Below are 14,822 nucleotides of genomic sequence, written 5' to 3' on the forward strand. Positions count from 1 at the left end.
ATTTATTTTATTAACCTGTATATCCAATTAATCTACGTATCTAATTAACCTGCAAATATTGAAGCCAGCCACCCCATTACATCGTAGCGTAGGGCATTCAGTGCATAGAGAATAAGAATGACAATCATGGCAGAGAAATCAAGGCCGCCCATAGAAGGGATAATACGGCGGATAGGTGCCATTAGTGGTTCAGTCAATTGAATCAGGACATAATCCACAGGGTTGCGTCCCTGGCTGATCCAGCTTAATAACGCGCGAGCGATCACTAACCAAAATACGAGCTTACCGGCAGCAGTCAGTAATTCAATCACGCTAAACAAGAAGATAGCACCAGAAGGGACTAGAAATTGCCCTGTGGCTAACCATATCGGCAACAAGATTTTGATAATAATCAGCAGGTAGGAAAGAAGCACGGACGCGGTATCAATGGGACCAATGGCAGGAATGACTCTGCGTAATGGGCGCACCACAGGTTGGGTAATTTTAACGATAAATTGTGAGAATGGATTATAAAAATCACAACGTACCCACTGCATCCAGACACGTAGCAGTAAAACAGCAATATATAAATCCAGAACGGTGAAAAAGACGAAGTTTAAGAATTGCATGTAGCAGCCCTGATTGAATTAAACCAATTGAATTAAAATAATTTTTCCATTTCCTGTGCACGGCGGATGGCTCCTTGCATGGCATTGGACACAATTTCAGGCAGCTTACCTTCATAAAAAATGCGCAATGCTTCAGCCGTTGTACCGCCTTTAGATGTTACCTGCTCACGCAGGATAGCAAAAGGAAGATCTTTTTGCGTTTCAGCAAGTTTAGCTGAACCTATGGCTGCTTGCAGGACTAGTTCTCTGGCAGTTTCACTGTCAAAACCCAAACGTTCCGCTTCTTGTTGCATCGATTCCATGAACAGGAAGAAATAAGCTGGGGCACTGCCTGCAATGGCAATGATATCGTTGATACCACTTTCATCATTGACCCAGCACACTTTTCCAACGCTGCTCATTAACGATGCCGCAAACTCGCGATCAGCTTGCTCAATATGCTCAGGCGCAAACAGTCCACTGACCCCTTGTCCGACAAGTGCAGGGGTATTTGGCATGATACGGATAATATTGAGGTTATCCTGCAAGAGTGTGTAAAAACGGGAAACTGGAATACCCGCTGCAATAGAAAGAACGAGTTTTTCACGGAAATCAACATGCGAATGCAGTGATCCACAAACTTCCGCCATCATTTGCGGTTTAACCGCTAGAACAATGACATCGGCTTCTTGTGCGTAACGGATATTATCGCTTTGGCTGTTGATACCATATTCTTTTGCCAGTACATCACGGCGAGTTGTCCTTGGAGAACAGACAGTGATGAGTTCGGCAGGATAACCTTTCCTGACTAATCCGGCAATGATGGCATGAGCCATATTGCCTGCGCCAATAAAGGTGATTTTACGATTTTCCATTAGATAATCTCGTCTATTAATTGGTGAATTTTAGGTGTCGAAAGGTGATTTTCTATATTAAGCCCTGTATTGACGAGCACCGAATATTGCCGTTCCAATCCTGACCAGTGTAGAACCACACGTAATAGCTGCGTCCATATCATCCGTCATGCCCATTGATAGCGTGTCGACTTGGGGATATTGCGCTTTCAGTTCAATAAATGCATGTTCCATTTGGCGAAAAACGGCTATTTGGCGTTCAACATTGCTTTCTGGTGCCGGTATTGCCATCAATCCGCGTAATACCAGATTAGGTAATTCATTAATAGTTGTGGTCAATTCGGTTAATTCTTCCAACAAAATACCTGACTTGCTTTCTTCTCCACTGATATTAATTTGGATCAGGATATTAAGAGGTGGCATGTTTCCAGGACGTTGTTCGCTTAAGCGTTGGGCTATTTTTAATCTATCAATGGTATGACACCAATCAAAATTTTCTGCAACCAGACGACTCTTGTTAGATTGTAATGGGCCAATAAAGTGCCACACTAAATCGTCACGGCTATTAAAGTGTTGAATTTTTTCAACCCCTTCCTGCACGTAATTCTCGCCAAATTCCCGTTGCCCATTGGCTATAGCTTCTGCGATGGCACTCACAGGCTTGGTTTTACTGACTGCAAGTAAAGTAATTTCTTCTGGAGAACGCCCGCATTTTTGCGCTGCAAGCGTCATGCGGTTCCTGACATCGTGAAGATTTTGTTCGATATTGTTCATAATTGACTCAGGAGATAAAAAAATGAATATGGAAAAATGGGTGTCCCTTAGTGTAAAGCATAATGCTTCGGATCTGCATCTTTGTGTCGGGCAAGTTCCGATTTTGCGTATCCACGGTGTGTTATATCCACAAAAACAATTGGCAGAGATTCAAGCTGATACCCTGATAGCATGGAGTGAGAAAATATTATCAGATGTGCAGAAACAGCAGTTACAAAAGCACGGTCATGTCGACTTTGTGGTAACCATGCCAGATAAACAGCGGCTCAGGGGAAATTTGTTCTATCAACAGTCTCATTTATCATTAGTATTGCGGGTGATTGCAAACACATGTCCGACATTAGAACAACTCTATGCACCTGATATCATCCAGCAACTTATTTTGCAGGAGATGAGTGGATTGATATTAGTGACTGGCGCAACGGGAAGCGGTAAGACGACGACGCTGTCAGCCATGATTAATGCCTTGAATAGCCATGTTTGTAAACACATTATCACGCTGGAAGATCCGATAGAATTTATTCACCAAAGCCGAAACTGCCTGATACAACAAAGGGAGATTGGTAAGGATGTTGTTGATTATCAAACAGCACTGAAAAGTGCATTACGGCAAGATCCTGATGTGATTTTGTTGGGAGAATTACGCGATAAAGAGACGATTCGGCTGGCATTAACAGCGGCTGAAACAGGGCATCTGGTTTTGTCGACGCTGCATACCCGTGGTGCCATTCAGGCAATAGACCGCTTGGTTGATGTTTTTTCTGCAGAAGAAAAAGGCTGGATTAGTAGTCAGTTGGCTGGAAGTTTAAAGGCCGTTATTTCTCAGCAACTGCTCCCAGCCCAAAAGGGTGGTAGAGTGGCTCTCCATGAAGTTTTGGTTGTAAATCAGGCTATTAGCCATTTAATAAGAGAAGGCAAAAATCATCAAATAGCATCATTAATGCAGACTGGTGCGGCTTGTGGTATGCAAACTTACGAGCAAAGCCGACAACAACGTAGCGCTCTGGGGCTGTTGGCAGAACAGAGGGGGGACAATCTGGCAAATGTTTTTTAGATAAACCGCTTTTTAAGGTAAACCGCGTGTGGTAACAGCCATGCTGAATAATGAGTATGGCTATTACGAATATGACTGATATGACTGATATGACTGATATGGCTGTTAGTTATACTGCTGCTCAAACCAGCTTTCCAGAATAATCACCGCAGAAGTGGAGTCAACCTTGCCTTTATTCAGAGCCTTGTAGCCACCGTGATCAAACAGATGAGAACGTGCTTCCACGGTGGTCAATCGTTCATCATGCAGTTCAACCTGTACGCCGAAACGTCCATGTATGCGATTGGCAAACTTACGGGCTTGTGCAGTAACCGGTTGTTCTGTGCCATCCATATTGAGTGGCAGGCCAACAATGACCAGATCAGGCTGCCACTCTTTAAGGAGTTTCTCGATGAGTTCCCAATTGGGGGAACCTTCGTTGGCTTTGAAAGAGGATAATGCTCTGGCAGTACCTGTGATTTCTTGCCCGATGGCAGCCCCAATACTGCGAGTTCCAAAATCGAAAGCAATAATTGTGCGATTTTTCATCAGGCGTGTCCTGCATGTGAGGCAAGATTGTAAATATTAATTCCCAGTAAAGAAGCCGCCTCACTCCAGCGATCTGCGATAGGAGTATTGAAAATCAGGGATGGTTCAGCACTGACAGTCAGCCAACTGTTTTCCATAATTTCCCTTTCCAACTGACCTGCTTCCCAACTTGAGTATCCAAGGGTCATTAAAATATTTTTCGGTTGGCGTGATGTACCCAGAGCTTCCAGCATATCCTTGGATGTCGTGATCATAGTGTGTTCAGAAATCTGAATACTGGAACTGAACCCTGATTGTGGCGTATGTAGAATAAAGCCGTGTTCCTCAGATAGAGGCCCGCCAGCCATCACTGGCTGATTGAGATTGATAGTATTGTCTCTATCCTCAGGAGAGATATCTAACTTTTGCAAGATACTTTGGATAGAAACGCGATCTATCGGCTTATTAATAATTAATCCCATTGCCCCATTTTGATCATGTTCGCAGATATAAACTACGGAACGATTGAAATAAGGATCAGAGAGTGAAGGCATGGCAATAAGAAAATGATGCTGTAGATTCATGTGTTTTCTGATAATTATTTTGGCAATATAAGAATGACTAGCCCACAGTATGTGGGCTCTCATTATAAATGGCAAATGTTGTCAGGAAACGAATGTTATTCGGCCTTTTATGCTATCTGTTTTTCCAATCGTTTTTCGATCGCGTCCATCAGCATGCCAGTAATAGAAATATCTGGAAATGCCGCTTCTATTTCACGTACACAGGTTGGGCTGGTTACGTTGATTTCAGTTAAACGGTCGCCAATGATATCCAGCCCAACAAAAATTAATCCTTTTTCTTTTAATACAGGAGCAACTGCGCGGGCAATTGCCCAATCGCTTTCTGACAATGGGCGTGCTTCTCCACGGCCGCCTGCCGCCAGATTACCACGGGTTTCCCCTTGAGCCGGAATACGGGCAAGACAATAAGGCACAGGTTCACCATCAACAACCAGTACGCGTTTATCCCCATCCTTAATGGCAGGCAGGAAATTTTGTGCCATACAATAACGAGTGCCATGTTCAGTCAACGTTTCAATAATAACGCCTACATTGGCGTCATCTTGTTTTAAACGGAAGATGGAAGCGCCTCCCATACCATCCAAAGGTTTAAAAATAACATCGCTATGTTTTTTATGGAATTCGCGTAATTTTTTGGCATTGCGGGTGACTAACGTATCGGGTGTCAATTCCGGGAACCAGGCAGTAAACAGCTTTTCATTACAGTCGCGCAGGCTTTGGGGCTTATTAACGATCAGGCTGCCTTTGGCTTCTGCTCTTTCCAGAATATAGGTCGCATAGATGTACTCAGTATCAAAAGGTGGATCTTTGCGCATCAAAATAACTTGCAAGGTATCGAGAGCTATTTCTTGCTCACTACCAAACTGATACCACTGTTGGGGATTTTCTTCTACCGTGAGCAAACGTGTGTGGGCGCGAGCCTCTCCTTGATGCAGGTAGAGATCATGCATTTCTATATAATGAATTTCCCATCCGCGTTTTTGTGCTTCCAGCAGCATGGCAAAACTAGTGTCTTTCTTGATGTTGATGGATGAAATAGGATCCATCACAATACCGAGCTTGATCATTTTTTCTCCTTAACCCAGATCACCAAAACGTACTTGCAATGCGGTAATTGCAGTGAGTGCCGTAGTTTCTGTCCTCAGAACACGAGGTCCTAACAGGATATCAGTAAACTGATATTTTGCTGTCATTTCTATTTCTTCAGCAGACAATCCCCCTTCAGGCCCAATCAGCAGACGTACTTTTTCCACCGGAAGCGGAAGGGTATTGATGCTATGGCTGGCACGGGGATGCAGATTCAATTTTAGGCTGCCATCGTTTTCTGCGCACCAGCTTTCAAGTGACATAACGGGGCGGATTTCAGGGATCCGGTTACGTCCGCACTGTTCACAGGCAGAAATGGCTATTTTTTTCCATTGTTGCAATTTCTTCTCTAACCTTTCGGTATCCAGTTTGACGCCACAACGTTCAGACAGGAGTGGGGTAATCGTGTTGACACCAAGCTCCACGGATTTTTGGATTGTGAATTCCATTTTTTCACCACGGGACATGACTTGCCCAAGGTGCAGATTCAATGGTGATTCATGATCAGATAATCTGCCATCAAGGATAGTCACTCTAATTGTTTTTTTACTCGCTTCCGTGATTATTGCATCAAAAGTCTGATTACTGCCATCAAAGAGTTGTAATGCTTGCCCGTTACTCATTCTGAGCACGCGACCAACATGATTGGCTGCATCATCACTCAAATAAATTTCCGCTCCTGTTGCGAGTAGCTCAGGATGATAGATGCGGGGTATTCGCATATTTTTCTTTCCTTCTTTTCCCGGATTCTTCCGGCATGGCGCAAACAGCCATATAACAAAGTTGATTTATGGCCATGATAAATGAGCGTTGTTTGCGTGATCAAGCTATCTCTTGGCTTTAGGAATACAAGAGATTTCCTTGCGAGCTGGTTCGCATATTTATTTTGTAATTGCTTTTTTAGTTAAATTTTTATTGCCAATAACCGGAATAAAAAATTAGTATTCATCTTGTCCTGATTGAGGTCAGGAAATAAGGGAGTAAGACGGTAACAAGGATGTTATTTATAAATGGATTTTAATTTTTCATAGATTAAAAGAAGGATGGGTTATATTTTAATTAACGTAGATTACATAATAATTATGTTTTTCTGTAGTACCTTATTGTTATTGGCTGTTATCGATTTTAAAACATATTGCTTGCCAGATATTATTACTCTTCCTCTATTATGGATTGGGCTTTTGGTTAATATTGATGGTAATTTTATTTCGATAAATAGCGCAATATACGGTGCCATATCAGGGTATCTTTTTTTGTGGTTTTTGTATTGGTTATGTCGATATATATTAAATAAGGAAGGAATAGGTTATGGCGATCTCAAATTAACCGCGGCAATCGGTGCCTGGTTGGGTGTGGAAATGATACCAATATTGATGCTGATGGCTTCATTATCTGGATTGTTTGGGTTTGTAATAATTGGAGTGAAAAGAAAATCTTTTCCTGAATTTATCGCATTTGGGCCTTATTTATGTTTATCTGCGATAATATTGCTGGGGTATGGTGTTGGTAGAGTATAGTATTAATTTGCAAAGTGGAGAAAGAAATAAAAAGTGGCGGAGAGAACAGGAGCCTAATCTACAGTAGGTTATGATCTCAATAATTGATACCAGGCATTTTTTATTTAATAAATTTTGACCATTAAAATTAAATAGAGAAAATTCATTAAGGTGATGTTTCAAATATTGTTATACGGGCGCTACGATTTGCAACGCCCGTGATATTTTCAACTTACTGAGGCCACTTCATTTCGCCTTTTAATACTTTGGCACTGAGTTCAAGGCTGGATACGTCAGCCAGATCGGGATAGTGTTTTTTCATGGCTGCAATCAGTGCATTGGAATCTTTTGCTTTCGGTAACTCTTTTTCCAATGTGGTCAGATAATTTTGTGTAAAAGTTACTGAATCCAACGTCATGGATGAATTCCCCAGATAGTGGCCTGGTACAACAGCTTTAGGTTTCAGGCTCTTGATGCGATCTAATGTCTGCTGCCAATGTTGGCGTGACGCTTTGGTCTGGGTATCCGCAATCCATACATGGATGTTGTCAGAAACAGTCACACCACCAACAACCGCTTTCAGTTTAGGAACCCAGACAAAAGTACGATCTGCGGCAGGGCCATCTAAGCCTTCAACAATCAGTTTTTCACCATCAACAGTGAAAGAATTTCCTTTCAGTGGCTCTGGTACGACGATCTTTTTGGGTGCCTGGTCTGCAAGAATTCCACCCCAATAAGCCAGCTTGCCATCTTTGGTTTCATTGATTGCTTTGATGGTTTCTGGTGATGCGATGACTTTGGCATCTGGGAAAGCTTCGGTGATCACATCAAGACCAAAGTAAAAATCAGGATCGGATTGGCTGATATAGATCGTTGTTAGTTTTTTGCCTGTTTGCTGGATCATTTTTACCAGCTCTTGTGCATCATTTTTCTTAAATTGGGCATCGATCAGAACAACTTCATGATCACCACTAATAATTTCAGAAGAAACGGGGAAGACACCTTTCTCACCTGAATTGTAGACATCTAGTTTGAGATCAGTTGCTTGAGCCAGTGATGCCATTCCCAAGGAAAGTGTTGCCGCCAGAGCAATATTTAATGTTGTTTTGCGAGCCATCGTCGAATTCCTATATCAAAATGCTTATTTGCTTGAATGGCATGTATGATAAGTTGCATATTCCGATTTAAAAACCGCATAACAAGCAACTATTTGTTGCATAAATCGATCGAATTAGAGCGAAAAATAGGTTAGACGAAATGGATAGGATCACCGCAGCACAGGTGTTTGTTACGATTGTTGAGCAAGGTAGCCTAATCGCAGCAGCAGAACGGTTGGATATGTCGAGGGCGATGGTATCGCGATATTTGGCTGAGATGGAAAAGTGGGCGGGAGTTCGCTTATTACACCGTACAACGCGCAAAATTGGCCTCACTTCGGCGGGTGAGAGTGCTTATCAACGCAGCCTTAAGTTAATGGAATTAGTAGAAGAAATGCCTGTACAACAAGCGTTGGAGGCACAAACCTTGCGAGGATTATTGCGTGTGAGCTGTTCCCAATCGTTGGCTATCAGTGCGTTGGCAGTTGCTATTCCTGAATTTATGCGAATGTATCCACATATTGCTGTCAATTTGCAAATGAATAATAAAGTTGTCAATTTGATAGAAGAACGTATTGATTTGGCGATCCGTATTACCAATAATCTGGAACCAAATCTGATTGCTCGTCCATTATCGACTTGCCATTCCGTTGTTTGTGCTGCACCTTCTTATTTAGCGGAAAAATCTATTCCCCATAATCCTGCGGATTTAACATCACATAACTGCCTGACCTATAACTTTTTTGGCAAAAGTTTATGGGTATTTGAAAAACAGCATGAGCACTATTCCATCCCCGTCAGCGGTACGTTAAGTGCCAATGAATCGACCGTATTAATGGAGGCGGCTTTGCAGGGAGCAGGAATTGCAATGCAGCCTTACTATTCAGTTTCCTCTTATTTGATGTCAGGGCAGTTAGTTGAGTTGTTGCCTGATTACCAACCTCAAGCAATGGGGATCTATGGCATTTATACCAGCCGCCAGAATATGCCAGCGCCTTTGCGGGTACTGCTGGATTTTCTGGTGGATTGGTTTGCCACATCACTTCATTGGCAGCAATTAATGTTGAAACGCTAGTGTCAATTTTTCGGGAAATAGTGCAACCTGCTGTTTTAAATGGGTAATGAAAGCTTCAACGGGTTCTGAAGATGGTCGATGTATGGGCTTGATTAAACTGACTGTGAATGGAATGTCGATACTGAATGGCCGAATACAAATTTTTGCGTTGTTATTTAAATAATCCAATGCAGTTAGTGGATTGACGATGGATATGCCAATGCCTTCGTTAACCATGGCACAAATAGAGGCTGCGCTATGGGTTTCCATTACCATCTTGCGATTGATTTGATGCTCAGTAAAGAGGGTATCAATAAGCTGTCTGTAACTGTCTGTGATCGAAAGGCTGATAAATTTTTGATTGTGAAAATCTGTTGGCGTGAGTAGTGATTTTTGACCGAGCGGGTGATCAATGGGTAAAACACAAACTTCATTTAAAGTTATCAACGTTTCTCGCTCAGTACCTGCCGGTGTCTGTAAATGTTCGGTTAAACCAATATCATAGCGCTGTGCTGAAAGCCACTCTTCCAATAGGGGGGACTCTTGCGGAATGATGGTCAGTTTGGCTTCAGGATAGCGTTCGATAAAGCTGTAACAGGTTTTTGGCAGTAGAGACTGCGAAAACATTGGCAGACAAGCGATGGACAATTGCGCCTGTTCAAATTGCCGGATACTGTCAGCCGCGTTGATGATTCTTTCCAGTCCATAATAAGAGCGCTGAACTTCTTCAAATAGCCGTAATCCTTGTGCAGTGGGAAACAGGCGTCCTTTGATTCGATCAAACAATTTAAATTTTAATAATTGTTCAAGGCGAGCCAGTTCACGGCTGACGGTTGGCTGGGATGTTTTCAGTAATAATGCCGCATCAGTCAGGTTCTTAGTGGTCATTACAGCATGAAAAATTTCAATGTGTCGCCATGAGCAGGAGTGCATGCCTTAGTCTCTGTGAGTGAAAAATAGACATAACGATATCATAAATGAATAGAATGTGGCTAAATAGATATTTTTCTTCCTGCTTTATTCTTGTCAATAATGAAGGATCTGCTGATTTTATGGGGTACTTCAATGACTATATCGACTTTTACTCATGGCTCAGGGAAACATTTTACCCCTGACAATCTACTCCGTTTGCCAATTCAGTACGGAACACCATTGTGGCTTTATGATGGCGATAGCATTATCAAACAAATCAAAAAATTAAAACTATTTGACGTCATTCGGTTCGCACAGAAAGCGTGTTCCAATACCCATATTTTACGCTTGATGAGAGAGCAGGGGGTGAAAGTTGATGCGGTGTCATTAGGTGAAATTGAGCGAGCACTTTATGCCGGTTTTATACCTGGCCGTGATAAATCAGAGATTGTGTTCACGGCGGATGTGATTGATGAAGCAACATTGTCGCGTGTTATTGAACTGGATATTCCGGTCAATGTTGGTTCTATTGATATGTTGGCACAAATTGGTGAACGTCAGTCTGGTCATCCGGTGTGGTTACGCATCAACCCCGGATTTGGGCATGGGCATAGCCAAAAGACGAATACCGGCGGCGAAAATAGTAAACATGGGATCTGGTTTCAGGATCTCCCTCTGGCAATTGCAAAAATTCATCAATATGGTTTGAAATTAGTGGGGCTGCATATGCACATTGGTTCAGGGGTGGATTATCAGCATCTTTCCAATGTCTGTAATGCTATGGTGGAACAGGTCATGCTGTGCGGGGAGGATATTCAAGCCATTTCCGCAGGCGGTGGCTTATCTATTCCTTATAAGGATGGTGAAGAGTCAGTCGATACTGAACATTATTACAGCTTGTGGCATGAGGCTCGTCAACGTATTGAGCAGCATCTGGGGCATCATGTTGGGCTGGAAATTGAACCTGGCCGTTTTTTGGTTGCTGAATCAGGGATCTTGATGGCGGAAGTACGGGCGGTTAAGTCTATGGGTAATCGACACTATGTGCTAGTGGATGCTGGTTTTAATGACTTAATGCGTCCGGCGATGTATGGCAGTTATCACCCTATTTCTGTGTTGCCGGTAAATGCGCTACCGGAAACCACATCGTTAGAAACGACATTGTTAGAAACTATCGTCGCGGGGCCGCTATGTGAATCTGGTGATGTGTTTACTCAATTGGAAGGCGGGGAGGTTGTGTCACGTATGTTGCCTCATGTTAACGTCGGGGATTATCTGCTTTTTCACGCTACCGGTGCTTACGGTGCTTCTATGTCTTCAAATTATAATAGCCGTCCTTTGATCCCTGAAATTTTGTTTACTGGGGAAGAAGTTCGCCTGATTCGTCGTCGTCAGACAATTGAAGAGCTGTTATCTCTAGAATCCATTTAAATAAAAACGAGGCGTTAGTGCCCCGTTTCTTATCCCATATTTGCATTAATCAGGTTTTTTGGTCAGCATCAGGCAGCTTTATTTTGACGCTGACTTTCAGACTTTTTTGCCGAATAGGGGACAGCAAATGCATCCGGCTCAAACTCATCAACATTGATTGAACGCAGTCGACTGTTTTCAGCGCGCTTCAGGATATCGGCTTCTTCCTGAGTGATCTTGTGCTCTGCCAATGCTTGTTCAGCCAATTTATCCAGACGGGTGAAGCTCAGGTTTTTGCCGGCTTCGCGGCTTAGGCGAACATGGATTGGCTCTGCAGCGATGATATCGTGCAACGCTTCCTCCAGTAATCCGTGAGGGTTGTGTTCACTGGGTGTCAGATATTGCCCACGTCCAATCCGGCTGCGGGTTGCGGAAGGAGTCTGTAATATCTGAGCCAGTTTGTGATCCAATTTGTCGGATGGAGCGGTATGTGCGCGTCCCAATGGGAAGATAATTACCCGCATTAAACCTGCAACCAGACGGTTAGGGAAATTGCGCAGCAAATCATTCATGGCCTGTTCAGCTTGATTCAGGCTATCTGCTACTGCCCATTGGAGCAAGGGTAAATCTTCTTTCTGGCGTCCTTCATCTTCATAGCGTTTCAAAGCGGCAGAAGCCAGGAAGATTTGGCTCAGAATGTCCCCCAGACGCGCTGACATGCGCTCACGGCGTTTCAGGCTGCCACCTAACACCCCCATTGAAACATCAGAGAGCAGGGCAAGGTTGGCACTTAGGCGATTGATCTGTTGGTAGTAACGGCGAGTAGCATCATTGACTGGTGAACGGCTTGTTCTGCCTTTGGTAATACCCAACCACAGGCTGCGCAGCGTGTTGCTGGCAATATGACCTAAGTGACCAAACAAAGCCTTGTCAAAGTGTTTCACATTGTTGCTTTCTGCTGCGGCGATTTCAGCCAATACATAAGGATGGCAACGGATTGCACCCTGACCAAAGATAATCATACTACGGGTCAGGATATTCGCCCCTTCAACGGTGATAGCAATGGGGGAACCCTGATAGCCACGGGCAAGGAAGTTAGATGGCCCAAGACAGATGCCTTTACCACCAGCGATATCCATAGCGTCAATAAAAGAACGTTGACCTCTATGTGTACAATGGTATTTCACGATAGCAGACAGAACTGAAGGTTTTTCGCCCAACATGATACCGCTGGTGATCATGGTTGCGGCCGCATCCATCAAATAAGCGTTACCCGCGATACGTGCCAGTGGCTCTTCGATACCTTCCATTTTACCAATGGGTAGCTTGAATTGACGGCGAATATAGGAATAAGCACCAATTGCCATAGCTGCACTTTTCAACCCCCCTGTTGCGTTGGATGGCAGAGTAATACCACGACCAACAGACAGACATTCAACCAGCATACGCCAGCCCTGGCCTGCCATTTTCGTCCCACCAATGATGTAGTCGATAGGAACGAAAATATCTTTGCCACGGGTTGGACCATTCTGGAATGGGATATTCAGCGGGAAATGGCGGTGACCAATTTCTACGCCTGGTGTATTGGTTGGGATCAAAGCACAGGTAATTCCCAGTGATTCAGTATCGCCCAGCAGATGGTCAGGGTCATACAGCTTAAATGCCAGTCCCAGCACGGTAGCGATAGGGGCAAGGGTAATGTAACGTTTATTCCAATTCAGGCGCATGCCAAGAACTTGTTCACCTTGCCATTCACCCATACAGACCACACCGGTATCAGGGATAGCTCCGGCATCTGAGCCGGCTTCCGGGCTGGTCAAGGCGAAGCAGGGAATTTCTTCACCACGGGCAAGACCCGGCAAGTAACGTTTTTTCTGTTCATCTGTGCCGTAGTGTTGCAGCAATTCACCTGGCCCCAAGGAGTTAGGTACGCCAACAGTAATTGCCAGAATACCTGATACGCCGGCCAGTTTTTGCAATACCTGAGATTGAGCGTAAGCGGAAAATTCCAGGCCACCATATTCTTTCTTGATGATCATGGCAAAGAAACGGTGTTCTTTCAGGTATGCCCAAAGCTCTGGTGGTAAATCAGCCAATTCGTGGGTGATTTGGAAATCATTTGCCATGCGGCAGGCTTCTTCTACCGGACCATCAATAAAAGCTTGTTCTTCAGCCGTTAACTGCGGCTTTGGATAGTTATGCAGTTTTTGCCAGTCAGGATTACCACGGAATAGATCTCCCTCCCACCATGTAGTGCCTGCATCAATGGCTTCTTTCTCTGTTTTGGACATGCTTGGCATAACCTTACGGAAGGCTTTTAGGCCAGGCGCAGAGAATAAAGATATACGTACAGGTGTAAACACAAGAGGAAATAGGACGATGACGAGTGGTAGCAGCAGCCAGTAACTCCAAAGGCCAGTGATACCCATAACGAACGTATAGGCAACAAGCAGTAAGCTACTGAGAGTCAGGCTGACTTTGTGATAACAAAGCCCGCCAATCAAGACTAAAAATAAGATAATGCTGAAAGCGGTCATAGTAAAACTCCTGTAAATCTCAGGTTGAGTTGTCAGAGGTCTGACCTGTTATGGTGTCCTTCTTTTTTAGATGAGGAAAATGCATTTATCAATATATTTACATCTTAATTACAATCTGGCTCACAAAGTCGTGTTAGTTTTGCAAACGATAATTCTTGCAAGATGTGATGATATCTTCTTTCAAATAGGGGAATCCGTTACACTTGTTGACTGACATTATTAATCCCGAAGACTTTTCAGGAGTATGAATTACATGTATCAAGAACTGATCCGCAGTGAATTATCCGAAGCCGCAGATACGTTGGCTAACTTCCTCAATGATGATGCAAATATTGATGCCATTCAAAAAGCGGCGGTTTTGCTGGCTGATTCATTTAAGGCAGGAGGAAAAGTACTTTCCTGTGGTAATGGTGGCTCGCATTGTGATGCCATGCATTTTGCGGAAGAATTGACCGGCCGCTACCGTGAAAACCGTCCGGGATATCCGGCCATTGCGATTTCTGACCCTAGTCACTTATCCTGCGTGAGCAATGACTTTGGTTATGATTATGTATTTTCCCGTTATGTTGAAGCTGTCGGCCAGAAAGGTGATGTGCTGCTAGGCATTTCGACTTCAGGAAACTCTGGCAACATTATTAAAGCCGTTGAAGCCGCCCGCGCTAAAGGGATGAAAGTCATTACGCTGACTGGTAAAGATGGCGGAAAAATGGCAGGCACGGCAGATGTTGAGATTCGAGTACCACATTTTGGTTATGCAGATCGTATTCAGGAAATTCACATCAAAGTGATTCATATCTTGATTCAATTGATTGAAAAAGAAATGGTAAAAGCCTGATTGCTGTTCGTCAGTAATCGGCGTTGGGAGTAGGC

15 protein-coding genes are annotated in these 14,822 nt (G+C 43.6%); 5 read left to right on the forward strand and 10 right to left on the reverse strand.

All coding sequences use genetic code 11. The annotated features are described in order from the left end of the window. Nucleotides 1-44: 44 nt before the first annotated feature. The 3 genes from Xish_RS12910 to Xish_RS12920 are packed head-to-tail and all read right to left on the reverse strand — an operon-like array spanning nt 45 to nt 2,215. The gene (locus Xish_RS12910; RefSeq protein ID WP_099118190.1) at nt 45-608 is read right to left on the reverse strand and encodes a YggT family protein; all 564 of its coding nucleotides are present in this window, start codon (nt 606-608) and stop codon (nt 45-47) included. Between the two features lie 32 nt (nt 609-640). Then, a complete protein-coding gene (gene proC, locus Xish_RS12915) occupies nt 641-1,462 on the reverse strand; it encodes a pyrroline-5-carboxylate reductase (protein WP_099118191.1) in 822 nt (273 codons plus the stop codon). 57 nt (nt 1,463-1,519) lie between these two features. Then, nucleotides 1,520-2,215 (reverse strand): YggS family pyridoxal phosphate-dependent enzyme, encoded by a 696-nt coding sequence (locus tag Xish_RS12920; RefSeq protein ID WP_099118192.1) that lies wholly within the window; start codon nt 2,213-2,215, stop codon nt 1,520-1,522. Nucleotides 2,216-2,237: 22 nt separating this feature from the next. Here Xish_RS12920 and Xish_RS12925 point away from each other — a divergent pair, with 22 nt between their 5' ends. After that, nucleotides 2,238-3,269 (forward strand): type IV pilus twitching motility protein PilT, encoded by a 1,032-nt coding sequence (locus Xish_RS12925; RefSeq protein ID WP_099118193.1) that lies wholly within the window; start codon nt 2,238-2,240, stop codon nt 3,267-3,269. Between the two features lie 105 nt (nt 3,270-3,374). On the opposite strand, the gene ruvX is transcribed toward Xish_RS12925, so the two are convergent. The 4 genes from ruvX to rsmE all read right to left on the reverse strand — a co-directional run bounded on the left by ruvX (nt 3,375) and on the right by rsmE (nt 6,168). Continuing rightward, nucleotides 3,375-3,797, reverse strand: a complete 423-nt coding sequence (ruvX, locus tag Xish_RS12930; RefSeq protein WP_099118194.1) for a Holliday junction resolvase RuvX — start codon at nt 3,795-3,797, stop codon at nt 3,375-3,377. Further along, the gene (locus Xish_RS12935) at nt 3,797-4,360 is read right to left on the reverse strand and encodes a YqgE/AlgH family protein (protein WP_099118195.1); all 564 of its coding nucleotides are present in this window, start codon (nt 4,358-4,360) and stop codon (nt 3,797-3,799) included. The genes ruvX and Xish_RS12935 overlap by 1 nt, the downstream gene beginning before the upstream one ends. Nucleotides 4,361-4,467: 107 nt before the next feature. After that, complete coding sequence (gene gshB, locus Xish_RS12940) at nt 4,468-5,427, reverse strand: glutathione synthase (protein ID WP_099118196.1); 960 nt, start codon at nt 5,425-5,427, stop codon at nt 4,468-4,470. Nucleotides 5,428-5,436: 9 nt separating this feature from the next. Next, on the reverse strand, nt 5,437-6,168 hold the full coding sequence (gene rsmE, locus Xish_RS12945) for a 16S rRNA (uracil(1498)-N(3))-methyltransferase (RefSeq protein WP_099118197.1): 732 nt from the start codon (nt 6,166-6,168) through the stop codon (nt 5,437-5,439). 321 nt (nt 6,169-6,489) lie between these two features. Between rsmE and Xish_RS12950 the strand changes: the two genes are divergently transcribed. Beyond that, the gene (locus Xish_RS12950; protein WP_244186047.1) at nt 6,490-6,963 is read left to right on the forward strand and encodes a prepilin peptidase; all 474 of its coding nucleotides are present in this window, start codon (nt 6,490-6,492) and stop codon (nt 6,961-6,963) included. 211 nt (nt 6,964-7,174) lie between these two features. Here Xish_RS12950 and Xish_RS12955 read toward each other — a convergent pair whose 3' ends face one another. Continuing rightward, nucleotides 7,175-8,059, reverse strand: coding sequence for an MBL fold metallo-hydrolase (locus Xish_RS12955; RefSeq protein ID WP_099118198.1), 885 nt, complete (start codon nt 8,057-8,059; stop codon nt 7,175-7,177). A 140-nt stretch (nt 8,060-8,199) separates the two neighbouring features. Here Xish_RS12955 and Xish_RS12960 point away from each other — a divergent pair, with 140 nt between their 5' ends. Then, a complete protein-coding gene (locus Xish_RS12960) occupies nt 8,200-9,114 on the forward strand; it encodes a LysR family transcriptional regulator (RefSeq protein ID WP_099118199.1) in 915 nt (304 codons plus the stop codon). Here the strand turns inward: Xish_RS12960 and Xish_RS12965 are convergent. After that, nucleotides 9,097-10,026: a LysR family transcriptional regulator gene (locus Xish_RS12965; RefSeq protein ID WP_099118200.1), complete on the reverse strand. Its 930-nt coding sequence runs from the start codon at nt 10,024-10,026 to the stop codon at nt 9,097-9,099. The genes Xish_RS12960 and Xish_RS12965 overlap by 18 nt on opposite strands. A gap of 132 nt (nt 10,027-10,158) precedes the next feature. On the opposite strand from Xish_RS12965, the gene lysA reads away from it, so the two are divergent. After that, on the forward strand, nt 10,159-11,436 hold the full coding sequence (gene lysA / locus Xish_RS12970; RefSeq protein WP_099118201.1) for a diaminopimelate decarboxylase: 1,278 nt from the start codon (nt 10,159-10,161) through the stop codon (nt 11,434-11,436). Nucleotides 11,437-11,504: 68 nt separating this feature from the next. Here the strand turns inward: lysA and fadE are convergent, their stop codons facing one another. After that, nucleotides 11,505-13,952: an acyl-CoA dehydrogenase FadE gene (gene fadE, locus Xish_RS12975; protein ID WP_099118202.1), complete on the reverse strand. Its 2,448-nt coding sequence runs from the start codon at nt 13,950-13,952 to the stop codon at nt 11,505-11,507. Between the two features lie 253 nt (nt 13,953-14,205). On the opposite strand from fadE, the gene lpcA reads away from it, so the two are divergent. After that, complete coding sequence (gene lpcA / locus Xish_RS12980) at nt 14,206-14,787, forward strand: D-sedoheptulose 7-phosphate isomerase (RefSeq protein ID WP_074020173.1); 582 nt, start codon at nt 14,206-14,208, stop codon at nt 14,785-14,787. Nucleotides 14,788-14,822 lie beyond the last annotated feature (35 nt).

Source organism: Xenorhabdus ishibashii (genome assembly GCF_002632755.1).
GTDB lineage: Bacteria > Pseudomonadota > Gammaproteobacteria > Enterobacterales > Enterobacteriaceae > Xenorhabdus > Xenorhabdus ishibashii.